Source organism: Acutalibacter sp. (genome assembly GCF_056800975.1).
In genome coordinates this window covers 1-24728 of record NZ_JBQISV010000011.1, presented here as the reverse complement: position 1 = coordinate 24728, position 24728 = coordinate 1, and the positions used below count along the sequence as shown (strand labels likewise).

At 60.9% G+C, this 24728-nt stretch carries 18 protein-coding genes; 12 read left to right on the top strand and 6 right to left on the bottom strand.

Annotated elements, in window-relative coordinates; genetic code table 11:
- Positions 1 to 248 precede the first annotated feature (248 nt).
- The 6 genes from ACTO5E_RS02440 (at position 249) to ACTO5E_RS02415 (ending at position 7603) form a co-directional block, all read left to right on the top strand.
- Complete coding sequence (locus ACTO5E_RS02440) at positions 249 to 1823, top strand: ABC transporter permease (RefSeq protein ID WP_482301279.1); 1575 nt, start codon at positions 249 to 251, stop codon at positions 1821 to 1823.
- Positions 1824 to 1839: 16 nt separating this feature from the next.
- On the top strand, positions 1840 to 2817 hold the full coding sequence (locus ACTO5E_RS02435; RefSeq protein ID WP_482301296.1) for an ABC transporter permease: 978 nt from the start codon (positions 1840 to 1842) through the stop codon (positions 2815 to 2817).
- 13 nt (positions 2818 to 2830) lie between these two features.
- Complete coding sequence (locus tag ACTO5E_RS02430; protein WP_482301277.1) at positions 2831 to 4579, top strand: oligopeptide/dipeptide ABC transporter ATP-binding protein; 1749 nt, start codon at positions 2831 to 2833, stop codon at positions 4577 to 4579.
- Between the two features lie 12 nt (positions 4580 to 4591).
- Entirely contained in the window at positions 4592 to 5896 is a 1305-nt protein-coding gene (locus tag ACTO5E_RS02425; protein WP_482301275.1) for an ATP-binding cassette domain-containing protein, read from the top strand.
- A 44-nt stretch (positions 5897 to 5940) separates the two neighbouring features.
- Positions 5941 to 7182 carry a hypothetical protein gene (locus ACTO5E_RS02420; RefSeq protein ID WP_482301273.1) on the top strand — a complete coding sequence of 414 codons (1242 nt, stop codon included), beginning with the start codon at positions 5941 to 5943 and terminating at the stop codon, positions 7180 to 7182.
- A gap of 133 nt (positions 7183 to 7315) precedes the next feature.
- Positions 7316 to 7603, top strand: coding sequence for a hypothetical protein (locus tag ACTO5E_RS02415; protein WP_482301272.1), 288 nt, complete (start codon positions 7316 to 7318; stop codon positions 7601 to 7603).
- 158 nt (positions 7604 to 7761) lie between these two features.
- Here ACTO5E_RS02415 and ACTO5E_RS02410 read toward each other — a convergent pair whose 3' ends face one another.
- Entirely contained in the window at positions 7762 to 9576 is a 1815-nt protein-coding gene (locus ACTO5E_RS02410; protein WP_482301270.1) for an S-layer homology domain-containing protein, read from the bottom strand.
- 272 nt (positions 9577 to 9848) lie between these two features.
- Here ACTO5E_RS02410 and ACTO5E_RS02405 point away from each other — a divergent pair, with 272 nt between their 5' ends.
- From ACTO5E_RS02405 to ACTO5E_RS02380, 6 genes are all read left to right on the top strand, one after another.
- A complete protein-coding gene (locus ACTO5E_RS02405; RefSeq protein WP_482301268.1) occupies positions 9849 to 11582 on the top strand; it encodes an S-layer homology domain-containing protein in 1734 nt (577 codons plus the stop codon).
- A 41-nt stretch (positions 11583 to 11623) separates the two neighbouring features.
- A complete protein-coding gene (locus tag ACTO5E_RS02400; RefSeq protein WP_482301266.1) occupies positions 11624 to 14245 on the top strand; it encodes a valine--tRNA ligase in 2622 nt (873 codons plus the stop codon).
- A 342-nt stretch (positions 14246 to 14587) separates the two neighbouring features.
- The gene (locus ACTO5E_RS02395) at positions 14588 to 15418 is read left to right on the top strand and encodes an alpha/beta hydrolase (protein ID WP_482301264.1); all 831 of its coding nucleotides are present in this window, start codon (positions 14588 to 14590) and stop codon (positions 15416 to 15418) included.
- 21 nt (positions 15419 to 15439) lie between these two features.
- Entirely contained in the window at positions 15440 to 16702 is a 1263-nt protein-coding gene (locus ACTO5E_RS02390) for an O-acetylhomoserine aminocarboxypropyltransferase/cysteine synthase family protein (RefSeq protein ID WP_482301262.1), read from the top strand.
- Between the two features lie 12 nt (positions 16703 to 16714).
- Positions 16715 to 17542, top strand: a complete 828-nt coding sequence (locus ACTO5E_RS02385) for an alpha/beta hydrolase (RefSeq protein ID WP_482301260.1) — start codon at positions 16715 to 16717, stop codon at positions 17540 to 17542.
- Positions 17543 to 17830: 288 nt separating this feature from the next.
- Complete coding sequence (locus ACTO5E_RS02380) at positions 17831 to 18262, top strand: hypothetical protein (protein WP_482301258.1); 432 nt, start codon at positions 17831 to 17833, stop codon at positions 18260 to 18262.
- 81 nt (positions 18263 to 18343) lie between these two features.
- Here the strand turns inward: ACTO5E_RS02380 and ACTO5E_RS02375 are convergent, their stop codons facing one another.
- From ACTO5E_RS02375 to ACTO5E_RS02355, 5 genes are all read right to left on the bottom strand, one after another.
- Positions 18344 to 19294, bottom strand: coding sequence for a uridine kinase family protein (locus tag ACTO5E_RS02375; protein WP_482301256.1), 951 nt, complete (start codon positions 19292 to 19294; stop codon positions 18344 to 18346).
- Positions 19291 to 20781, bottom strand: a complete 1491-nt coding sequence (gene hemZ / locus ACTO5E_RS02370; protein WP_482301254.1) for a coproporphyrinogen dehydrogenase HemZ — start codon at positions 20779 to 20781, stop codon at positions 19291 to 19293. Before hemZ ends, ACTO5E_RS02375 begins: the two co-directional genes overlap by 4 nt.
- Before the next feature lie 15 nt (positions 20782 to 20796).
- The gene (locus ACTO5E_RS02365; protein WP_482301252.1) at positions 20797 to 21234 is read right to left on the bottom strand and encodes a CPBP family intramembrane glutamic endopeptidase; all 438 of its coding nucleotides are present in this window, start codon (positions 21232 to 21234) and stop codon (positions 20797 to 20799) included.
- On the bottom strand, positions 21221 to 23434 hold the full coding sequence (locus ACTO5E_RS02360) for a RelA/SpoT family protein (RefSeq protein WP_482301250.1): 2214 nt from the start codon (positions 23432 to 23434) through the stop codon (positions 21221 to 21223). The genes ACTO5E_RS02365 and ACTO5E_RS02360 overlap by 14 nt, the downstream gene beginning before the upstream one ends.
- Positions 23412 to 24728: single-stranded-DNA-specific exonuclease RecJ (locus ACTO5E_RS02355; protein ID WP_482301249.1), on the bottom strand; the 1317-nt coding region annotated here is incomplete at its 5' end. The genes ACTO5E_RS02355 and ACTO5E_RS02360, both read right to left, overlap by 23 nt.

Genomic DNA, 24728 nt, shown 5'->3' with positions numbered 1-24728 from the left:
AAATCGGGATTCCCAGTGGGAATCCGCTGACATGAAACGTACCGTTTCATGAATCCGCGCTGTTGAACAAGCGCATACTGAGAAAGAAGCCGGGCATGCCCGGCCGAGCATAGAGGGCTTTTTTCGCAAAGCCGTTTATGGAGAGTGGGCGATGGGGCGTTGTGCCTCATCCCCCATCTCTGTATATTCTGAAAATTTCACTGGAAGAAGATCGCAGATGATACTATGAAAAAGTAGATGAGATTATTATGGCAAAATATTTGTTGAAACGACTTCTGTTCGGCCTGGTCTCTGTCGTCATTGTGGTGGCGATAGTCATGGTGCTGATCTATTCGCTGCTGAGCCGCCAGCTGGTTTTTCAGCAGGACGATACCTACCATAAGCTGAATAACAACCAAAAAACCATGTATGCCATGCGTAAATGGCAGGAATACGGGTATTTGGACTATGTCACCTTTCAGGACTATATGAACGACCTGAACCGCAAGGGCGAGGTGGACGACGCTACCCGGGAGGAGGCTGTGGCCATTGGCCGCAAAGCCGAAGACGACAGCGAGCTGACAGCGGAGTATGTGAAGAAATTCACAGAGACCTATGAGAGCCAGGGCTTTGAGGTGGTGCGCCTGAACGCGGTGACCGCCCGGAGAAAGCTGGCCAGCGGCGGCCAGCAGCAGCTGTTTGCCACCAGAGACCGGCCCTTGGCGCAGCGGCTGTGGGGTTATTTTACCAGCATCGTGACCATCGACACCATTCATGCCATTGACGATGAAATCGACATTGGCCCCCGGGAGCTGACCTTCACCACCCACGACCCGGTGTATGGGGGAGAGAAGTTCTCGCCTGCCATTATGGGCAATGGCACCAAGCACAAGTATCTGCTCTATTTCGACAACCAGTTCCCCTATATTCACCAGAATCTGGTCACCATCACCCTGGGCACCTCCTACTCGGTAAACCAGGGCAAGGACGTGCTGGAGACCATGACGGTGAGCCAGGGCTCCTATGTCACCCGGCCCACCCTGTACCCCACCGGCCACTCGGAGGAGAGCGCGGACGACCTGCACACCGCCACCTTTTTGCAGGGCTCGCGGGAGGGCAACCAGGTGCTGGCCAACCGCTTTGACGACGACTACACCAATGTAGTCACCGAAAAGGCGGGCATGTCCAAAATGGGCTACTCCTTTGTCATCGGCATTCTGGCTACTGCGCTTGCCTACCTGCTGGGCCTGCCCCTGGGCATTTTCATGGCCCGGCACAAGGACGGCCTGGTGGACAAGCTGGGCACCATCTATATTGTGTTCATCATTGCGGTGCCCTCGCTGGCCTATATCTTCCTGTTCAAGGCAGTGGGCGGCTCTTTTGGCCTGCCGACCACCTTTGACATGAACTCGACCAGCAAGCTGATGTATGTGCTGCCCATTGTGTCGCTGGCGCTGCCCACAGTGGCCAACATGATGAAATGGCTGCGCCGGTATATGATTGACCAGATGAACTCGGACTATGTGAAGTTCGCCCGCTCCGGCGGCCTGAACGAGAACGAGATTTTCTTCAAGCATATCTTCAAGAACGCAGCGATCCCCATTGTCCACGGCATTCCGAGCAGCGTGCTGTTCGCCATGACCGGCGCCATTATCACCGAGCGGGTGTATGTGGTGCCCGGCGCGGGCAACCTGCTTACCCAGGCCATCAACTTCTACGATAACTCGGTTATTGTGGGCGTCACCCTGTTCTATGCCCTGCTGTCGGTGGTGTCCATTATTCTGGGCGACATTCTGATGGCAACGGTGGACCCGCGGATTTCGTTCTCAGACAAGGCGCGTTAAAGGAGGGGCAGAAGTGATGAATCAGGAAATGATCAATTTGAAGGGACTGGGTGTGCCGGAGAAGGAGCTGTTCTCCTTTGTCACCCACAACGATGTAGAGAGCGAAAAAATCACCGCACCCCGGTATTCTTACTGGCAGTCGGTGTTCCGGGTGTTCTTCAAAAAGAAGATTAACATTATCGTCCTTTGTCTGCTGGGCGTGATCTTCTTGTTTGCCTATGTGTACCCATCGCTGATTGAGTACGACCGCTACGCCAACCTGACCGACGCCACCGCCAAGCACCTGATGCCTGTGGCGGCGCTGGAGAAGTTCGGTTTTCATCTCAGCTGGATTCTGGGCTCCGGCGCTTCTGGCGAGCCCACCTTTGACACCATTTGGGTGGGGTCGAGAATCTCCATCTCCCTGGCTCTGATCTGCGCCTTGATCAACATGACCATTGGCGTGCTGCTGGGGGCTGTGTGGGGCTTTTCGAAAAAGTTCGACTTTTTCATGATGGCCGTTTACAACATTATTGCCAATGTGCCCTATGTGCTGCTGATCTCTGTGCTGGTGCTGGTGCTTACGGCCAGCTTCTGGACCATGGTGTTTGCCCTGACGGTGACCGGCTGGGTGGGCATTGCCTACTTTATCCGCACCCAGGTCATCATCATTCGGGACCGGGAGTACAACCTGGCCTCCCGGTGCCTGGGCACCTCCATTTTCCGCATTGCCCTGCGGAACATCCTGCCCTTTATGACCTCGGTCATCGTGACCCAGGCCGCCACAGAGATTCCCTCCTACATCTCCTACGAGGTGTTCCTGTCCTATATCGGCATCGGCCTTTCCGAGATGTCTTTGGGCAAGCTGATCTATGAGGCGGAGTCCGCCATGGTCACCACCGGCTGGCAGTTCGAGTTCTGGAGCCCGGTGGCGGTGGCCTCCATTATCACTGTGGTGCTGTATGTGGTCGGCCAGAACCTGGGCGACGCGTCTGACCCCAGGACCCATATGTAAGGGAGGGCTTTCCATGGAAAACTATACGAATGACAGGAAGGTCCTGCTCTCCATCAAGGACCTGGAGGTAAAATTCCGGGTGCGGGGCCGCATCCTCACCGCTATCCGGGGCATCTCCCTGGATATCTACGAGAACGAGTCCATCGCCATTGTGGGCGAGTCCGGCTCCGGCAAGTCGGTGTTCACCAAGACCTTCGCGGGTATGCTGGACTCCAACGGCTTTATTGACAATGGCAGCATTATTTTCAATGACGACGAGCTGGCGGACACCCATGTGCGGCTGGGCGGCACAGCCCGCAGCACCATTGCCAATGTGCAGAAGAAGCTGGACGGGTATTCCCGCTTGGAGCCCGGCGCGGAGACCTTCCGGAAAATGGTGGAGCTGAAGGCCGAGCGCAAGCGGAAAATGTCCGTCAGCGAGGAGGAGCGGCAGGCCCATGAGGAGAAGGTCCAGGATTTGCAGTTTAAGCGGGCGGAGAGCTTTAACCTGCGCCAGACCCTGGACAGCAGGTCTGACAAGGCCCGCATCAAGGAGCTGAGCCGGGAGATTAAGGGCCTGGAAAATGAGATTAAACGGACCGAGAAGGAGTTTCAGGCAAAGGTAAAGGCCAATGCCGCCGCTGTGAAAAACGACGGAGCCTATAATGCCGGCTATAACAAGCGCATGGAGGCCCTGAAGGCCCAGTATGCCAAGGAGACCGCTCCGGAGCCCAGTCAGCAGGCCAAAAAGCGCAACGAGGTGCTGGCTAAGGAGATTTACCTCTCGGTGGGCCGCTATCCCTTCCACCGGCGGGTGCAGCTCATCCGGGGGCTGCTTAAGGTGGTCAAAAAGGCCATGGAGCTGGGGGAGGACCCCATGAGCGACCAGATTTTTGACCAGGTGGTGTTCCGGGTGCGGTATCTGGACGAGACCGCCGACGCCCTGCACGGCACCTGCGTGCTGAACCTGGCCAACGTGAAGTTTGCCGGAGACTGGGGCCAGATTCGGGGCCGGCGCATTGCCACGGTGTTCCAGGACCCCATGACCTCTTTGAACCCCATTATCACCATTGGCAAGCAGATCACCTCCATTATCCTCAAGCACCAGAACTGCACCGAGGCCGAGGCCCGCGCCCGTGCCATTGAGCTGATGCACAAGGTGGGCATTCCCAATGCCGAGGCCCGGTTTGACGACTATCCCTTCCAGTATTCCGGCGGCATGCGCCAGCGCATTGTGATTGCCATTGCCCTGTCCTGCCAGCCGAAAATCCTCATCTGCGACGAGCCCACCACGGCTCTGGACGTGACCATTCAGGCCCAGATCATCAAGCTGCTGAAGGACCTGCAGAGGGAGTTCAACTATACCATTGTGTTCATCACCCACGACCTGGGTGTGGTGGCCAATGTGGCCGACCGGGTGGCTGTGCTTTACGCCGGTCAGATTGTGGAGCTGGGCCAGGTGGAGGAGGTCTTCTACGACCCCCGCCATCCCTACACCTGGGCGCTGCTCAGCAGTCTGCCTCAGCTGGCTCAGCGGAACACCAAGCTCTACTCCATCACCGGCACGCCGCCCTCGCTGTATAACCAGATTGTGGGCGACCCCTTTGCCCCCCGCAATCCCTACTGTTTGAAGCTGGATACCCTGATGGAGCCGCCCATGTTCCCGGTAACGGAGACCCACTTTGCCAAAACCTGGCTGCTGGACCCCCGTGCGCCCAAAATTGAGAAGCCTGAGATGATTCAGGATATTCATGAGAAGCTTATGCAAGCTTTCAATATATAGGAGGGCAGAAGTATGCTTACAACAACAGAAAACAGCGGCGCCAAGGCGCGGCATCTGCCCGAACACGGCCCCATTGACCCCAAAACCGGCCGGGAGGTGCTGCTGTCCATCCGCAATGTGGACATCAGCTTTGGCAAGGGGGACAAGGCGGTCAAGGCCGTTCAGAACGCCTCCTTTGACATTTACAAGGGAGAGACCTTCTCTCTGGTGGGCGAGTCCGGCTCGGGCAAAACCACCATCGGCCGGGCGGTGATCCGGGTCAACCCCTGCGCTGCCGGCGAGATTCAGTACAAGGGCGTGAAGATTTCCGGCAAGATCCCCCGTTCGTTGGACCGGGAGGTCATCCGCAACATTCAGATGGTGTTCCAGGACCCGGCCGCGTCTTTGAACGAGCGGGCCACGGTGGACTACATTGTCAGCGAGGGCCTTTACAATTTCCACCTGTTCGAGAACGAGGCGGACCGGGTGGAGAAGGTGAAGAACATGATCAACGAGGTGGGTCTGCTCCCCGAGCACCTGACCCGCTATCCCCACGAGTTCTCCGGCGGCCAGCGTCAGCGCATTGGTCTGGCCCGGGCCATGGTCATGGAGCCGGAGCTGGTGGTGGCCGACGAGCCCATCTCCGCTCTGGACGTGTCCATTCGCGCCCAGGTGCTGAACCTGCTGAAGAAATTCCAGCAGGAGCGGGACGTGACCTACCTGTTTATTGCCCACGACCTGTCTATTGTCCGCTTTATTTCTGACCGGATCGGCGTTATCTACAAGGGAAAAATCGTGGAGATCGCTGAGGCGGAGGAGCTGTTCAACTTCCCGCTGCACCCCTACACCCGGTCGCTGATTTCCGCCATTCCCATTCCCGACCCCAAGCTGGAGAAGAACAAGGTGCTGTTTACCTATGACCCCTCTATGCATGACTACAGCGGTGAAACGCCGGAGCTGGCAGACATTGGCAGCAACCATTTTGTCTACGGCAGCAAAAAGGAGCTGGAGGAGTACCGGGCCATTCGGGAGAAGGGCGTGCCCATGAAGTCCATCACCATCCGGAAGGAGGGCCAGCCTGTGGAGGAGGAAGAGGAGGAGCAGATTGACACCAGCGCCATCCTCTCCGCGCCCCGCCACGACACGGGCAATATCATCTATCTGATTTTGTCCCTGCTGCTTCCCGTGCTGGGCATAATCGGCGCACTGGTGTTCAAGAAGAAAAATTATATCCGCAATTATAAGGCCTGCAAGAAGGGAGCTATCGCCGGGTTCTGCATCATTGGCATAATCGTGGCGTTGTTCCTGATCTTCCTGCTGATTGCCGCGACCCTCTGATGGGGCGGCAGGCCAAGGAACGGCTCCCGCAGGCCCTCCCTCCTGTGGAGAAGGTCAGCCTGGACGGAAAGCACATGGGCTTGCGGATCGGGGCGTTTATTCTCTGCCTGGCCGTGGGCGTGGGCGCGCTGACCTTTGGCGTGTCCCAGTGGCTCAGCGCAGAGCCGGGCTGGACCACCGTTTCGGTGACAGTGGAGGAGAAAAGCTGCGGCGGCGAATTCACCCTGAACTATCTGCTGGGACAGAATGGCCGGGACCCTACTCAGGAGCTTCGCTCGGTGCGCGCCGCCTACAACCAAATCGCGGTGCGGGCCTACCGGCTGTTTACCACGGCAGAGGGCTTTGACGACCCGGATGACCTGGGCGTCAGCCACAATTTGTACTATCTGAACAGCCACCCCAATGAGGAGGTTGCCGTGGACCCGGCTCTTTATCTGGTGTTGGAGCAGGCGGAGGCTCAGGGCAGCCGGGCGCTCTATCTGGGCCCCCTGTACTCGGTGTATAACGACCTGTTCTTCTGCCAGACCGACGGAGAGGCCCGGGAGCTGGACCCCTTTCAGAGCCAGGAAATCCAGACCTTTTGCCAGGAGCTGGCCGGGTTTGCCCGTCAGCCGGAGCATGTGCAGGTGGAGCTGCTGGGGGAGAACCGGGTGCGCCTGTGGGTGTCGGAGGAGTACCGGGCCTATGCCGAGGGCGTGGACAGGGCCTGTTATGTAGACCTGGGTTGGCTGCGCACGGCCTTTTTGGCGGACTACATGGCTGAGGAGCTGGCGGCTCGGGGCTTGGACAGCGGAATGCTGTCCAGCTATGACGGCTGTACCCGGACCCTGGGCCTGCCCATTGGGCAGCAGGTTTTCAGTCTTTATGACTGGGCCGGGGACCGGGCGGTGACTGCCGCCCAGACCGCCTTTGACAGTCCGGTGAACGCGGTGAGCCTGCGGACCTTCCCCCTGAACCAGCGGGACGAGGGACGCTGCTATGTGTTTGAGGACGGCGGGCTACGCCACTGGTTTATTGACCCAAAGGACGGCCTGTGCCGGGCTGCGGTGGATTCTCTGGCCCTGTACAGCCCGGAGCTGGGCTGCGGCCAGCTGGCCCTGGAGGCGGAGAGCCTGCTCATCGCGGACCGGCTGGACCGGGCCGCTTTGGGCCGGCTGAGGCAAAAGGGCATACAGGCTCTTGCCGCTGAGGACAGGGTGGTTCTCTTCACCCAGGCGGAACTGCCCTTGACAGGGCTCTATGAGCAAAACGAGGAAGTATACCATACGGAGTATATTGGGGAATAGAAAGTAAATATATGTTGAAAACCGCCCGGCGTACTGCCTGGGCGGTTTTTGTTTGCGCAAGCGGCTGTTTCTGTCCGCAAAATGTCGGGGGGCACAGGCGAGGGACTGCTGTAATAAGAAGATAAGCCGAGCTTTGAGACAAGGGCTGAACGCCGCTGTGGCCCACATGGAGGCCGGGCTGACAGGAGAGACAGACCTGTCCGGAGCGGCCCGGTTGGCTGGGCTGAGGGTAGACGGATTTGCGCGGTTTATCAGTTATAGTGATTGGATCGCCGGTATGGCGGAAAAGGTGCAGAAAGCCCAGTCTTTGGAGCAGGCGGACCTGCAGGGAGGGACCTGCGCGGTGTTCCGCTCTCAGCCCGGCGGCGTGGCCTGGGAGGAGTTCCCCGGATGTTCGGGGAGATATTCGATGATTGGCTGACGGCAGAGGGAGGGGGAGGCGCTGTATCTGTGGGCTGACCATGAGGAGCCCCGGAGAAACCGCTGCTGCCGGTGGAGAAGAAGGAAGCGCAGAAAACGGCCCGGAGACCACATATCTCCGGGCCGTTGGTTATTTTATGTCAGACAGAAGGAGGGAAGTCAGTCCTTGCCAGCGGGCCGGTTGCTGCCGCTGGTGTCCACCAAAGAGACCACTTTCTGATAGAAGCTCACCAGCATGGTGCAGGCAGTGGCCCGGGTGCTTGTCCCCTTGGGGTCAACCAGATTGTTGCCAGTGCCGCTGATTACCCCCGCGTTGCGGATGCGGTAAACAGAATCCTTGGCCCAGCTGCTGATTTTGCCGTCGTCGGCAAAGGCATTGTCCCGGCTGCCGTCCAGCTCCACGCCCAGGTAGCTGGCAAAGCTGTTGAGCATCACGCAGAACTGCTCCCGGGGAACCGCGGCGTTGGGGTTGAACTGCTCGCCCGGGGACACAATGCCAGCCTGGACCGCCCAGGCCAGATCGTGGTAGTAGAAGGCGTTGGCAGGCACATCGGAGAAGGCGGGGACATTGGAAAAGTCGTACTTCTTCACATCCTCGCCGCTCATGTTGCCCAGAACCTTGATGAGCTGAGACCGGGTGAGAATGTTGTTGGGGCCAAAGCAGTTGTTGCCCACGCCGCCGAACAGGCCCATGCCCACAGCCTTGTCCACATGAGTGGCAAACCAGTTTTTGTATGTATAGTCGGTGAACATGCTGCCGTTGCTGGTTACCGTAACCGTGGTGACAGGGCCCGCGATGCCGTCCTGGATCACCGCGGCCTTATAGGTGCAGCCCAGCTGGTAGACCGGGAGCACATAGGGCTCGCTGTCCTCTGTGGGGTCTGTGCAGTCGGTGGTGTAGTAGATGGAGTCCGTATAACCGCCGGCGTCCATGGAGACGCTCTCGCCGTCGCAAGTGATGGTGGGGGCGGAGATGACCAGCTCAATGAGGATGGCGGACACATAGCCTGTCTGCCCGTGGCTGGTGGTGACCGGATACCACAGGGAGGAGGTGGCCCCGGAGGCGGTAACAGGGGAGCCCTCTACAGCAGGGCCGTCAATATGCAGCCGGGAACCCTTGGAGAGGACAGCGACCACCTGAGAGCCGGTGCTGGGCTCGGCGCGCAGGTTGATGGAGTTGGCGGAGACCTTGGCATTGTAGTCAAAGTCGTTGCCGCCGTTCCAGCCGTTGGTCACCAGCCAGCTGCGCACCTCCTCGGCAGAGACATACTCTGTGGAGACCATGGAGCTGTCCACCGGGGCCCGGGCTCCGTCAGAGAGCTGGGCAAAGCCGTCCGCGCCAATGGGGTAGCCGTCAATGGTGGTGTTCACGTCATACTCATAATTGGTGTAGTGCACCATGCCGCCGTCAAACTCATACCAGCCGGAGCGTGGGTAGCGCACGCCGTTGTCGAACAGATGCCAGGTGGTCCAGCTGCGCCGCCAGATGGAGCCCCGCACCATGTTGGTGCCGTAGTCGGAGTTTTCGCAGGACTCCTCGCCGCCGATGTAAATGCCGATATGGCTGTAGTCGTCGGTGGCGCCGGGCTCCAGAATGGTCAGGGCCAGGCCGTGGATGCGGGGGAGGCCCTCCTCCATGCTGCCGGTGAGGATGCAGTTCTGGGTGGCCTGGGCCGTGGCTCCGCCCATGCAGCCGCCCACTCCCAGGTCAGAGAAGTAGGCATAGATGAGGCCCGCGCAGTCAGAGACCCGCACGCCGTTTACGGTCTCGCCCTTGCCGCCGTAGGAGTACTCCCAGCCCTCGTTATAGGCGTTGATGCCGTGCTGGGCCAGCCCCAGGCTGGTGGGAACGCCCGCGGCGCTTGCCCTTGGGCCCCAGCCGGGCAGGCAGAGGCTGAACAGCAGGACGGCCAGAAGCAGGCTGAAGGTCCTTTTTCCCAACCGGGCGGGCTTGCGTATATGCGTCGTCATCATAAATATACCTCTCAAATTCGTTAGAAATGATTTGTGCAGGCTGAGCTTGTGAAAGAGATTACAAATTAGTTACATTTTATCACAGCTTTGGACTTTTTGCAAGCCTATTTCCAGAATTCACAGCTTGTTAACGGCATGTTCATATTTTAGGGGGATTTCTCTGCCGGCCTGCCCCGGAAACGGAGACGGAAAACTGACTTGGCCTCATGCTTGACATTGGAGGGAGTTTGAGAGATAATATAGGTAGATATTTCAAAACAGGAGGGAACATCATGTCTTGTCAATTCAAGCTCTACCAGAAGTTTGCCGCGGCCATGCTGGCGCTGCTCGTCGCCTTTTGGGTCCCGTTGGCGCCGGCCGCCACGGCTTCCGCCACTGTCGGCGAGTACCCGGTAGACAGCGCCCCCCCGGAGGCTGTGGAGGCGGACCCGGAGGATGGCGCCGCAGAATTTGAGGTTATAGTCTCCAGCGAGGCAATGGAGGTGGGCCAAGGCACGGGCCTTATTGACAGCTCGGAGTATTTCAGCGCGTCCAACGCCAATGTAGACGGCTCTATGTACAGCCGCCTGAGCGCCCGGCAGAAAAACTGCTATAACGCCTTGCAGAACATTTCGGTAGACCGTTTCCTCAGCGCCTCCGGCCATGAGGTGGAGGTGTCCATTGCAGGCATTCAGGGGCAGAAGGTGGCAGGCACGGTTTTTGGCAGCACCTTTACCCCCACAGGCGCAGGCAAGGCCCTGTATGACGCATTGCAGAACGATATGCAGGCCGCTGTGGTGGCCCTGCGCTTGGACCGGCCGGACATGGTGTGGCTCCATGGGGGCGTGTGGACCGCCATGACCTTCCGGGTCAGCCGGGGGGTGGGCACGGTAGAAAGCGCCTCTTACCAGATGGAGATGCCCTTTAACGGCCAGGAGAAGACCATGCAGACCCAAATGCTGGCCGCGGCCCGGGACATTGCCCGGCAGGCCATGCGGGAGCCGGACACCTATTCTCGGGTCAAGGCAGCTCATGACATTCTGGCCCAGCAGAACCAGTACGGCCACAGCATGTTGGGCTCGCCCAACGAGAAATACGCCCATGTTGCCTACAGCGCCCTCATCCCCAACGACGCCTACGACCCGGTGTGCGACGGGTATGCCAAGGCCCTGAAAATGGTGCTGGACGAAATGGGCGTCCCCTGCGTGTGCGTTGTCAGCGAGACCCATATGTGGAACAACGTGAAAATGGACGACGACCTGTGGTATAATATAGACCTGACCTGGGACGACGGCAGCGCGGTGCTGGACTGGGACTACTTCCTTGTGGGCTCTCAGACCGTGGTGGCGGGCCAGGTCTACAGCAAGGAGCCCTCTCATGTGGAGCTGGACCCCTTCACCGACGCCGGGGTGAGCCTGGGCGGCGCAAAATACCCCAAAAAGAACACCAAGGCCTATGTGTACCTGGGCCGCGAGTACCCGCCCCTGCGCTATAGCGACGTGCCCCGGGACGCCTGGTTCTACGACAAGGTGGAGACCGTGTCTGAGCTGGGGTATTTTACGGGCAACCAGGGCCGGTTTACCCCCAACGGGGCCTTTACCCGGGCGCAGTTCGCCGCTGTTATGGCCAGCGCCCTGGGGGTGGACCTGACCCCCTATAAGGGCAAGTCCGCTTTTTCTGACGTGCCGGCCAACCAGTGGTATGCTGCCGCGGCCAACTGGGCCAAGCAGTCCGGCATGATGAGCGGCGACAACCGGGGCCGCTTCCGGCCCAACGCCACCATTACCAAGCAGGAGATCTGCGTGGTGCTGTATAATGCCCTGGGGCTCAACAGCGGGGACATCGGCTCCTTCTTTGCCGACGATTACCAGATCGCTCCCTGGGCCCGGTATCAGGTGTATGCCTGCCGGGAGGCCGGGCTGATCAGCGGCGACAATATGGGCAAGGTGAACCCCCGGAAGGGTACGGTGCGCAGCGAGGCGGCCACAATCTTTGCGGCCTATGCCCAGTATACCGGCCGTGCTTGACCATGAGCTGGAGAATATTACAAAATAAGGAATGAACCTGTATGAATGAGTTGTTTTCAAAGGCCTACGAGCCCCAGGCCGTGGAGAAGGATATCTACCGGCTCTGGCGCGAGGGCGGGTATTTTCACGCTGAGGCGGACAAAGCCAAGAAGCCCTATACCATTATGATGCCCCCGCCCAATGTCACCGACCAGCTGCATGTGGGCCACGCCATGACCATGACCACCCAGGACGTGCTCATCCGGTGGAAGCGGATGCAGGGCTACAGCGCCCTGTGGCTGCCCGGCACCGACCACGCGGCCCTGGCCACAGAGGTGAAGATTGTGGAGGCCCTGAGAAAGGAAGGCCTCACCAAGGAGGGCATGGGCCGGGAGAAGTATATGGAGCGGGCCTGGCAGTGGAACGAGAAGTACGGCGGGCGCATCACCGAGCAGCTGAAGCTGCTGGGCTCCTCCGCAGACTGGGAGCGCCAGCGTTTTACCCTGGACGAGGGCTGCAGCCGGGCAGTGCGCCATGTGTTCGTCAAGCTGTATGAAAAGGGCCTTATCTACCGGGGAGAGCGGATGATCAACTGGTGCGCCCACTGCGGCACGGCGCTTTCCGACGCGGAGGTGGAGTTTGAGGAGAAGGAGGGCTCCTTCTGGCATCTGCGCTACCCCCTGGCCGACGGCACAGGCTATGTGGAGCTGGCCACCACCCGGCCCGAGACCATGCTGGGGGACACGGCCATTGCCGTGCACCCGGAGGACCCGCGATATAAGGACATTGTGGGGAAAAATGTGATTCTGCCTCTGGTGGACAAGGAGATTCCCGTGGTGGCCGACGAGTATGTGGAAATGGACTTTGGCACCGGCGTGGTGAAGATTACCCCGGCCCACGACCCCAACGACTTTTTGGTGGGCCAGCGCCATGGCCTGCCCGTTATCACCATGATGGACGAGGCGGGGAACATCAACGAGAACGGCGGCAGGTATCAGGGCATGGCTATGCTGGACGCCCGCAGGCAGATTGTGAAGGACCTGGAAGAGGGGGGCTATCTCATCAAGGTAGAGCCCATCAAGCACAATGTGGGGGCCTGCCACCGCTGCCATACCTCGGTAGAGCCCCGGGTGTCCACCCAGTGGTTTGTTAAAATGGAGTCTATGGCAAAGCCCGCCATTGCCGCCGTGCGGGAGAAGAAGGTCAAGATCATCCCCGAGCGCATGGAGAAGGTCTACTATAACTGGATGGAGAACATCAAGGACTGGTGCATCTCCCGGCAAATCTGGTGGGGGCACCGCATCCCCGCCTGGTACTGCGACGATTGCGGGGAGACCTTTGTCAGTGAGGAGGACCTGACGGTGTGCCCCAAGTGCGGCAAGCCCCTGCGTCAGGATGAGGACACCCTGGACACCTGGTTCAGCTCGGCGCTGTGGCCCTTCTCCACTCTGGGCTGGCCGGACAAGACCGAGGATTTGGAGTATTTTTACCCCACCAACACCCTGGTGACGGGCTATGACATCATCTTCTTCTGGGTGGCCCGGATGATCTTCTCCGGCATTGAGCAGATGGGGGAGCCCCCCTTTGACACGGTGCTGCTCCACGGCCTGGTGCGGGACGCTCAGGGCCGGAAGATGTCCAAGTCTCTGGGCAATGGGGTGGACCCGGTGGAGGTGATTGACAAGTACGGGGCCGACGCTCTGCGGCTGACCATCATCACAGGCACCAGCCCGGGCAACGACACCCGGTACTCGGACGAGAAGGTGGCCGCCAGCCGGAACTTCGCCAACAAGCTGTGGAACGCCGCCCGGTTTATTCTCATGAATATTGAGGGCAAGGACGTGCCCTGCGCCCTGCCCGCCAGCCTGAGCCTGGAGGACAAGTGGATTGTCAACCGCTTTAACCAGGTGGCCGGGGAGATGACCGAGAACCTGGAACGCTTTGAGCTGGGCGTGGCGGTGCAGAAGGTGTACGACTTTATCTGGGGCGATTTCTGCGACTGGTATATCGAGCTGGCCAAGCTGCGGCTGAACCAGGAGGACGCTGCCCAGAACGCCCGGCAGGTGCTGGTGTGGGTGATGAGCGGCGCTATGAAGCTGCTGCATCCCTTTATGCCCTTTGTCACAGAGACCATCTGGCAGAGCCTGCCCCACCAGGGCGAGGCCTTGATTGTGGCCCCCTGGCCGGCGTTCGACCCGGCGCTGCGGTTCCCGGAGGAGGCTGCGGGCATGGAGCGGGTGATGGAGCTGATTACCGCCATCCGCACCCGGCGCAGCGAGATGAACGTGCCGCCCTCCCGCAAGGCCCAGCTGCACATTGAGACCAAGGACCCGGCGTTGTATCAGGCGGAGGCGGAGGCCATTCAGCGGCTGGCCAGCTGCAGCGGCGTAGAGGTGGGAGAGAGCATGGAGGCGCCCGAGGGGGCTGTGACCATGGTGACCACCGGGGCCCGGTCCTATCTGCCGCTGGAAGACCTGATTGACCGGGACGCGGAGCTTGCCCGGCTGGAGAAGGAGCTGAAGGCCCAGCTGGGCCAGCTGGAACGGGCGGAGGCCAAGCTGAGCAATGAGAAATTCATGTCCAAGGCCCCGGCGGACGTGGTGGAGGGCGTGCGCGCCAACTGCGAGAAGCTGCGGGAAAATGTCAAGCATATCCAGGAATCCTTGAAAGGCTTGCAAGGGTAACAAAAGGAGAACAAGACCAAGGAGAGCGCAGCGATGGGAGTCCAGAGGGACAGGTCCCTCCGGTGGGTTCTCAGGGCAAAGTCCTGAGCCGCCAGAGGCCAAAGGCCGCATTCCCACCCGAAACAGTCTGACACCCCCGTACTTTACAGGAGACAGAAAAGCCTGCGGTAAGAAATAAACAGCCCGGCCGGGAGGCTTTCAGCGTCTGACAGTATTATGACCGCCGGCGGTGGAGTGTACCGAGGAAACCCGGGGCGGGATCATGTCCAAGGGAGCCAGCCCTTTGAAACCCTTCCTGACTCTGCTTGCGCGTTTCTCAAAAAATAGAAAAGGAGAATCTTTATGGCGCTTATTCAGTGCAATTTCATGTCCAAGTCTTTGATGCGCATCGTGCCCATTCAGGTGGTGCTGCCCACAGACAAAATCGTGTTCCCCGGCCAGCCTGAGCCTGAGGCGAAGCCCTTCAAGACCCTGTACCTGCTCCACGGCATTTTCGGCAACTACACCGACTGGGTCAGCGGCACCCGGCTGCAGAGCTGGGCCGAGGCCCGCAACCTGGCTGTGGTGATGCCCAGCGGCGACAACAGCTTTTATGTGGACAACCGGAAGACCAGCGCACTCTATGGCTCCTTCATCAGCAAGGATTTGGTGGAGTTTACCCGGAAGACCTTCCCCCTGTCCCCCAAGCGGGAGGACACCTTTATTGGCGGGCTCTCCATGGGAGGCTTTGGGGCCATTGTCAACGGCCTGCAACACCCGGAGACCTTTGGCTCTATTGTGGGCCTGTCGGCGGCTTTGGTGCTCAACGAGCAGAACCTCCACTCAGAGTACACCGACTTTCTCATGACCAACCGGGGCTACTACGAGTCTGTGTTCGGGGACCTAGACAAGGTGCTGGGGGGCGAGAACGACTACACCGCCTTGGCCGAAAAGCAGGCCGGCCGGAAGGACAAGCCCAGAATCTATCTGGCCTGCGGCACCGAGGACGGGCTGATTGCCCCCAACCGGGTCTACCGGGACAAGCTGCAGGAGCTGGGCTATGACCTGACCTGGCAGGAGGGCCCGGGCAATCACGACTGGAAATTCTGGGACGAATATATTCTGAAGGCCATGGAGTGGCTGCCTCTGGACGGCAATGTTCAGGGGGTCAGCTCCGGCCATGTCAGCGAATAAACAACAGGGAGAAAACAAAATATGAGAGACGAGACCAAATGCCTCCACTCCGGCTATACCCCCGGCAACGGGGAGCCCCGGGTGGCGCCCATTGTACAGAGCACCACCTATGTGTATGACTCCGCCGCTGAGGTGGCCGCGATTTTCGACGACCCCACCCGGGGGTTGTGCTATTCCCGGTTCGGCAACCCCACCGTTATGGCGGTAGAGGACAAGATTGCGGACCTGGAGGGGGGCGTGGGAGCCATGTGCACCACCTCCGGCCAGGCGGCAAGCCTGCTGTCCATTCTCAACATCTGCTCGGCAGGGGACAGCATTGTCAGCCTGCCCACCATCTATGGGGGCACCATCAACCTGTTCAGCTTTACCCTGAAGAAGCTGGGCATTGAGTGCATCTATGTGGACGGCAACAGCTCTGACGAGGAGATTAAAGCCGCCTTTCAGCCCAACACCAAGCTGTTTTTTGGCGAGACCATTGCCAACCCCGCCCTGAAGGTGCTGGACATTGAACGTTTTGCGGGGATTGCCCACCAGATGGGGGTCCCCCTGATTGTGGACAACACCTTTGCCACGCCGGTGCTGTGCAAGCCCTTCCAGTTCGGCGCGGACATTGTCATTCACTCCACCACCAAATACATGGACGGCCACGCGGTGCAGGTGGGGGGCGTGATTGTGGACAGCGGCAGGTTCGACTGGACCAACGGGAAGTTCCCGGAGCTGACTGAGCCGGACGAGTCCTACCACGGCATCTCTTACACCCAACAGTATGGGAACATGGCCTACATCATCAAGGCCCGGATGCAGCTGATGCGGGACTTTGGGGTGTACCCTGCGGCCCACTCGGCATTTTTGCTGAACCTGGGCCTGGAGACCCTGCCCGTGCGCATGAAGCAGTATTGTGAGAACGCCCTGACGGTGGCGAAGTTCCTGGAGAGCGACCCCCATGTGGAGAGCGTCAGCTACCCCGGCCTGCCCTCCAGCCCGGACTATGCCCTGGCCCAGAAGTACCTGAAGGGGTGCAGCGGGGTCATCTCCTTCATCATCAAGGGGGGGCGGCCCGCTGCCGCGAAATTTATGGACGGCCTGAAGCTGGCCAGCAACGAGGTCCATGTGGCGGACATCCGCACCTGCGTGCTGCACCCGGCCAGCGAGACACACCGGCAGCTCACCGACCAGCAGCTGGCTGCGGCGGGCATCGACGGGGGCATGATCCGCTTCTCGGTGGGCCTGGAAAACGTGGAGGACATTCTGGAAGACCTGAGCGCGGCTCTGGGCTCCCTGTAAGGAGGAAGCGGTATGTCGTTGGTGCATCTGAACTTTCAAAGCCAATATCTGGGCAACAACACGGATGTGAACGTGATTCTGCCCGACAAGCCCTGGGACAAGACCCCGGCCCAGTTTTACGCCGGCGGGGAGAAATATAAGGTGCTCTGGCTGCTCCACGGCACCTTTGGGGACTACACGGACTGGCTGCGCAAGTCCAACATTGAGAGTTATGCCACGGCGCGGAGCCTGATTGTAGTGATGCCCAGCGGGGGCAACTCCAACTATGTGAACTGGCCGGGGTTTGCCACCGGCTACCATGCCTGGGACTACCTTACCGAGGAGCTGATGCCCCTGGTGCAGAACTGGTTCCCTGCCTCTGACAAGCGGGAGGATAACTTTATTGCCGGGCTCTCCATGGGGGGCAACGGGGCCATGCAGTACGCGGTCGGCCACCCGGAGAAGTTCGCGGGAGCCGCCAGCCTGTCCAATGCCCCTACAGACCTGAAGCAGATGAAGGCCCCCAAATATGACGGCAATTCCCAGGTCCCGGGGTCGGCGCTGTTCAACAAGCGGGTAGAGAACCTGGTGGAGAACTTCGGGGGCCTGGAGGGCTATGTGAGCTCCCCCATCAATGTGTGGGACCGCCTGCCGGAGCTGATGGAGGCGGGCACGCTGCCCAAGCTCTACTTCTGCTGCGGCGAGGCCGACCAGCTGATTTGGGAGAAGTACAAGGCCTTCAAGGCCCATGCCCAGGAGATCGGCCTGCCCGCCATGTTTGAGGAGGCCCCCGGCTACACCCATGAGTGGCCCTTCTGGGACAAGTATATTCAGCGGGCGTTGGAGTTTTTCGGACTGTAAAGGCCAGAGCCTGCGGGGAGAGGATACTGCCCGGGTCTTTTCGGCAGACTCAGCCGGGAGCCCTGGGGGACAAGGGGGAAATCGTCACATTTTCTGGGGTTTCCTCCTTGCTCTCCGCTGGATGTGTCTGAAAGCCCAGGGATCGATTGCGCCGGAACAAGCTCACAGAAGCGTAAAGAATTTTTAATTATTTAGAAAGAGAAATGCGCTTTACTTTCCCCTTGGAGCTTGGTATAATGGATATATCAAATGAGGGCGGGGACGCCCCAAGAATAGGAGGATCATTGCATGAGCATTTTTGATGATGTGGTCATAAACGCGAAATCCGCCGCCGAGGCTGTAGGCCGCAAGGCCGGCCAGCTGGTGGACGTCTCCAAGCTGCGCATTGGCGCCGCTGAGGTGAACGCGGAGCTCACCAAGCGCTATGAGACCCTGGGGCAGTATGTGTACGACAGCTGCCGGGAGGCCCTGGCCGGAGACCCGGAGGCTGTGGGCAAGATGACGGAGATCGACGAGCTGAAGGCCCAGGCCGCCGCCATTGCCAAGGAGCTTAACGACAAGCAGAACAAGGTGGTGTGCCCTGGCTGCGGCAAGCAGTGCAGCAACACTGCGGCTTTTTGCAGCGCCTGCGGGGCGAAGCTGATCATTGAGGCGGAGGCCTCTGAGGAGCCCGCGCCCCAGCCCGAGGAGCAGCCGGAGACCCATCAGGACCAGGAGTAAGCAGACATAAAAAGAGGCAGGAGCCAGAGGGCTCCTGCTTTTTTTGTGTCCGCTGGTTTGAAAAACAGCGCGGCTGGGGCCTCAGGCCTTGCCCAAAAACTCCCGCAGCATAGAGCCATTTGGCACCAGCGCCGGATCTATCGGCTCAAAGCGCATGAGCCGGGATTCCAGGTCCCGGGCCTTTTTGTAGTGGAGATCGTCCGCCGCAATGGCCCGCAGCAGGGGAATGGCCACGGTGCGCAGCACGCAGGGCTCGTAGATGTGAATGGAGTTCACCGTATAGTCGGCGCTGATGCGATAGGGGCGGATGTAGCGGTTCTCCCCCTCCACCACCTGGGCCCACATGTGCAGGGTGTTTTCAGCAGTGGAGCCCCGGAATTGGATGTCGCGGACAATGCGCCGCACCAGCCGCAGGGACCAGGGGGAGAGCACCTCGCCGTTGGCGTCCTTGATCTGCTGCTTGACGCTGACATACAGCTTCAGACAGACGTCCTCCGGCAGGTCCCGGGTAAAGATGGGGTTCAGCCCGTGGATGCCCTCCACAATGGCCAGGTCCCCGGGGGCAAGGCGGTACTCCTGGTCCGGCCCCTCCGCCCGGCCCAGGGCAAAGCTGTAGCGGGGCACGGTAAATTCTCCCGAGCCCACCACGTTTTTCAGGGTCTCCCGAATCCGCTCCACATCCAGGGCGTTCACGGTCTCAAAGTCCCGGGAGCCGTCGGGGAGCAGGGGGGCCAGCTCCCGGCCCAGATAGAAATCGTCCAGAGAGATAATCACCGCCCGCACCCCAAAGTCCCCCAGATAGTCCCGGAGAAGATGGGCGGTGGTGGTTTTGCCGCTGCTGCTGGGGCCCGAGAGCATCACAATGCGCACCGGCTTTGGGCGTTCGGTGATGTTGCGGGCAATGTTGCGCAAATGCTCCCGGTAAGAGCCCTCCACCTCCTGAATCATTCGGGCGGGGTTGCTGATGGCCGCGTCGTTGATCTGCTCCAGGTGGTTGATGTATTTGATGTATCCGCTGGCAAAATTACTCATGATCGTTTCAGGAGGCCTGCTAAAACGGCTCCCATACCATCCTTTCTCTCCAAAATTTCGGCGTGCCGGTTGATGTATTCCAGGGGAAGCTTCAGGTTGAACACCCGCTGCAGGGCGTCGGAGTAAGGGTCTTTGATTTTTGTCACGCCCCCCGCCCCGCAGGCGATTACTGTGCCGCTTTCGTCCATGGTGTAAATATTGTACCGGCAGACGCTGCCCGGCTGGGCCCAACCGGTGTTTTCCAGGTTGCCGGCCATGCGGGTCTGCCGGTAGAGGTAGTAGGGGACAAAGCCCGCCTCTGCCAGGGTGCGGATGGACAGGTCCATCATGGCGGCGGCCTGGGCCTGCTTTTTGTGAGAGCTCAGGTCCCCGTCCTCTGTCACCAGAGCCGAGCTGCGCTTAAGGGCCAGAGAGTGGACCGTCACATTGGTGGGGCCCAGGGCCAGCACCTTGCCCAGGCTGTAGGTGAACCCCGCCAGGTCGTCCCCGGGCAGGCCCACAATCAGGTCTGCGTTAATATCCCGGAAGCCCGCCTCATGGGCCAGGGCAAAGGCCTCCTCCACCTGCCGGGGGCTGTGGCTGCGGCCGATGTTTTTCAGCACCCGCTGGATCATGGTCTGGGGGTTGACGCTGACCCGGGTGACCCCCTGGGCCCTCAGCGCCCCCAGCTTTTCCCGGGTGATGGTGTCGGGCCGGCCGGCCTCTACGGTGAATTCGGTGCAGGCGGACAGGTCGAACAGCTGGCGGACCCTGCCGCACAGGCGGTCCAGCTGCCCGGCGGTAAGACTGGTGGGGGTTCCCCCGCCTATATAGACAGACACCAGCCGCATCCCCAGCCCGGCGGTAATGGCGGCGGTGCGGGCCAGCTCAGCGTCCAGACACAGGAGATAGGGCTCCACCAGCTTGGCGGCGTTGGCCATGTCCTGAGAAATAAAGGAGCAGTAGGCGCAGCGGGTGGGGCAGAAGGGGATGCCGATATACAGGGAGAAGTCCCCGGGCCGCAGGGCCTCCACCGCCTCCCCCTGAGCGGCCAGCACCTGCCCGGCAAGGCTGGCCCGGGCAGGGCTTACATGCCATTTCTCCTGGAAGTCAGCGGCCCCGGCCTCTGGCCCCAGACGCTCCACATGCTGGCGCAGCAGCTTCACCGGGTGGACCCCGGTGAGCATCCCCCAGGCAGGCTCCGCCCCGGTGAGCCGGGCGAGGACCGAGTAGAGCAGGTCTGTCATAAGATACTCTGTCAGCTCCGGTCCTGCGGCCCGGTCCTCCAGGCGGCTGGCTCCGTCCCAGGCCCGGACCATGCAGACCCACTGCCCCCCAGGCTCCTGAACCGCCTGGGTCAGGGCCCAGGGCTCCCCCTCCGGGGACGCTGCCGGCTGGGTGGGGGGCTCTGGCTGCTCCTCAACCCGGACGGGGCTGTAGGGAAAGAACAGGCGGCAGAGATTTTCGCACTCGTAGCGAAAGGAATGGCCGGTTAAGGTTAAAAGCATGGGGCTCCTCCTGATTCAGGCCCGAAGCAGGGCCAGATATGAGACAAAATTGTAGGCGGCATGGGCCAGAATGCAGCAGAGCAGGGACCCGGTATACAGATACAGCGCCCCCAGGGCCAGCCCGCACACCAGCGCCGACAGTCCCTGGGTCAGATTGAAATGCAGAAGGGCGAATACCCCCGCGGACAAAATCAGCGCCAGGGGCCAGGGCAGGAACCCCTTGAGCCATTTCAGCAGCAGGCCCCGCATGAGCCCTTCCTCCACCACCGGAGCGATTATCCCCACCCGGAGCAGTCCCAGCCAGGGGCGGGCCGTAAGGGCGGCCGCCGCCTCCTCGTAGGCCGCGCCGCTTTGGGGAAACAACCGGTCCAGCAGGGGGTCAAGCCCTTTATCCAGCGCCAGGTAAAGCCCAACCGCGCACCCGAGTGCCAGCAGCAGGTCAGGTCCGGTCAATGGACAGAACCCCTTTGATGCGGGACAGCCGGTCAATGATGTTTTGCAGCTGCTGCAGGCCGTTGATGGAGATGGTGGCGGAGATGACCGCGTTGGGGCCGGTTTTCTCCTGGCGGCAGTTGAGGGTGTGAATGAAGATGTTCATGTTGGAGAGCTGCTGGGTCACGTCGAACAGCAGCCCGCCCCGGTCCACGGCCACAATGTGCAGGGTGGACTTGAAGTCGTCCTTCACGTCTCCCTCCCAGTGGGCGTTGACCCAACGCTCCGGCTCAGGGCAGTCGGTCAGGTCCGGGGGGACATTGCGGCAGCTGCGCTTGTGGATGGACACCCCGAAGCCCCGGGTGATAAAGCCGATGATGTCGTCGCCGGGCAGAGGGTTGCAGCACCGGGAGAGCTTGATGAGGCAGTTGTCCATGCCGTCCACCAGCACGCCGCCGGCCACTTTTCTGGCAGGGGCGGGGGTGTTCTGCACCAGGGGGGGCAGGTCCTGGTTGGGGGACTGGGGGGCTGCGGCCTTTGCCATGCGTTGATATTCCTCCCGTACCCGGGGCATCACCTTCCACAGCTGCACCCCGCCATAGCCAATGGCCGCGTACAGGTCCTCTACCGTAGAGCAGTTGTGCCGCCGGCCCACGCTGTCCACCATAAAGGCCATAAGCTCCGGGGTGACGGGGATGCCTGACCGGCGCAGCTCCTTTTCCAGCTCAGAGCGGCCCTCGGCAATGTTCTCCTCCCGGCGCTCTTTTTTGAACCAGGCCCGGATTTTGCTGCGGGCCTCGCTGGTGCGCACCATGGTCAGCCAGTCCCGGTTGGGGCCCCGGGTCTCTTTGCTGGTGAGAATCTCAATAATCTCCCCGGTCTTCACCTTGTAGTCCAAGGGGACAATCTTCTTGTCCACCTTGGCCCCCACCATGCGGTTGCCCACCGCGCTGTGAATGGCGTAGGCAAAGTCGATGACGCTGCTGCCCTGGGGCAGGTTCACCACGTCGCCCTTGGGGGTGAACACGAACACCTCCTCGGGAATCAGGTCTGACTTGATGGAGTGGACCAGGTCGGTGATGTCCTCGGTGTCCGCCTGGTTTTCCAGCATCTGGCGAATCCAGGAGAGCCGCTCGTCCAGAGAGCGGTTGTCGGCCTGCCGGGCAGACATGCCGATTTTGTACTTCCAGTGGGCGGCAATGCCATATTCGGCGGTTTGGTGCATCTCCCAGGTGCGAATCTGCACCTCGAAGGGCACCCCGGCCTTGGTAATCACCGTGGTGTGCAGAGACTGGTACATGTTGGGCTTGGGGGTGGAAATATAGTCCTTGAACCGGTTGGGCAGGGGGGTGAACATGTCGTGGACAATGCCAAGCACATTGTAGCAGTCCTCGATGGTGTCCACAATCACCCGCATGGCGAACACATCGTAGATCTCCTCAAAGTCCTTGCCCTGCATGAACATCTTCCGGTAGATGCTGTAAATGCTTTTGACCCGCCCCTCAATATATACGTCGGGCAGAGCAGCCTCCACCCGCCCCTTCAGGTGGGCCTTCAGCTCCTCGATGAACTGCAGCCGGGTGCTGCTGCGGGAGGTGAGGTATTCGGTAATCTCCCGGTAGGCCTCCGGGTCCAGATATTTCAGCGACACATCCTCCATGGTCTCCTTTACCGTGCGCATGCCCAGCCGGTGGGCAATGGGGGCGTACACCTCCAGGCACTCCCGGGCCTTGTCCCGCTGACTTTGGGGAGAGACGAATTCCAGGGTGGAGAGATTGTGCATTCGGTCGGCAAACTTGATGATGATGACCCGGATGTCCTGGGCCATGGCCATCAGCATTTTCCGCAGGTTCTCCGCCTGCTCCTCCTCCCGGGAGGAGAAGGGGATTTTGTCCAGCTTGGTAACCCCGTCGATGAGCAGGGCCACGTCCTGGCCAAAGTCCTGGGTAATCTCCTCCAGGGTGCAGCAGGTGTCCTCCACCACATCGTGAAGCAGCCCTGCGGCCACCGACTGGCTGTCCATGCCCAGGTCCACCAGAATGGCGGCCACGGACAGGGGATGGATAATATAGGGCTCGCCGGAGCGGCGGAGCTGGTCCCGGTGCATCCGGTCAGCTAAGAGAAAGGCCTGGCCAATCAGCTCCCGGTCAAACTCCTTGCCGCTCTCCTTGATGATGCTTTGCAGCTGCTCATAGCTGTCAATCTGTCTGACTGCCGGCATGTGAACGCCTCCTTGTCTCTTGTTCCTCATTTCCGTCTCCCGCCGCCTGGGGCATACAGGGCGAGGCGGCAAGCTCCGCCTTTTCCCGCTGGGGCAGGGCCTCCCAGCGGCCCTCCCGGTTTTCAATCAGCCCCCGCTCTTCCAGCACGTCCAGGGCGGCCTGCAGCCGTCCCAGGTCCAGAGAGGAGCCCTCCAGGCGGCTCAGCAGGGCCAAGGGGTCCCTTACCGGCCTGGGGCCGGGCCGGGCCAGCAGCCGGTAAAGGGCCCCAAACTCCTCCCGGCTGGGGGTGAGGGCCCGGGCCTCCTCCTGGGTGAGGGGCTCGCCCCGGCGGTGTTTTTCATAAAGCCGCTGGCCGGCAATGCAGGCCTCCACATCCAGCGAGCTGCGCTTGACGTCCCGCACCAAAAAGTCAAAGCCCCTGCCCCGGGGGTAGTCGTTTACCTGAAGGTTCACAGCCAGGTCCACCACAGTCCCCGGCTCAAAGGGCAGGTCAGCGGTCCGCATACGGAAGTAGACGCATTCAAAGGCAAAGCCGTCCTTTTCGCACTGCAGGCGGCAGTGGGCCCCTGTGCTGCCCAGAGAACGAACACCCCGCAGGGTCACGCCGTAAAGGCCGAAAAGGGGCTGGGGGTTGCCCGCGCCAAAGGGCTCTAGGGGGGCCAGGCTGGCGGCGGTGCGGGCGGTGACGGCCGAGGGCTTCAGGGGGCAGTCCAGCCGCAGGGTGAGCACCGGCATGTCCGGGCAGGCTTCCGCGGCAAAGCGGTTGATCTGCCGGCGGAGCTCCGGCAGGTTTTCCGCCGGCACGGTCAGCCCCGCAGCCATGGGGTGGCCTCCGTAGCGTTCCAGCAGGGCCCGGCAGGCGTGCACTGCCTGGAACAGGTCAAAGCCCTCTACGCTGCGGCCGCTGCCCCGGTAGCAGCCGTCCTCCTGGGCGGAGAGCACAAAGCAGGGCTTGCCGAAACGCTCCACGATTTTAGAGGCCACAATGCCCACCACGCCCATGTGCCAGTCGCTGCCCTCCACCAGAATCACCCGGGCAAAGCGCAGCTCCGGGTCGCCCTCAATTTTTGCCGCCGCTGCCTGAAAAATCTCCTGCTCCACCTGCTTGCGCCGGGCATTGTCCCCCTTCAGCTCCTGGGCCAGGGCCTGGGCGCTGGCGCTGTCCTGATAGGTGAGCAGGCGCACGGCCCGCTCGGGGGCCCCCATGCGGCCGGTGGCGTTGATGCAGGGGACGGCGGTAAAGGCCAGCTTGCCGGCGTCGGTTTTGCCGCTGCCCGGGTCCAGAATGGCGTC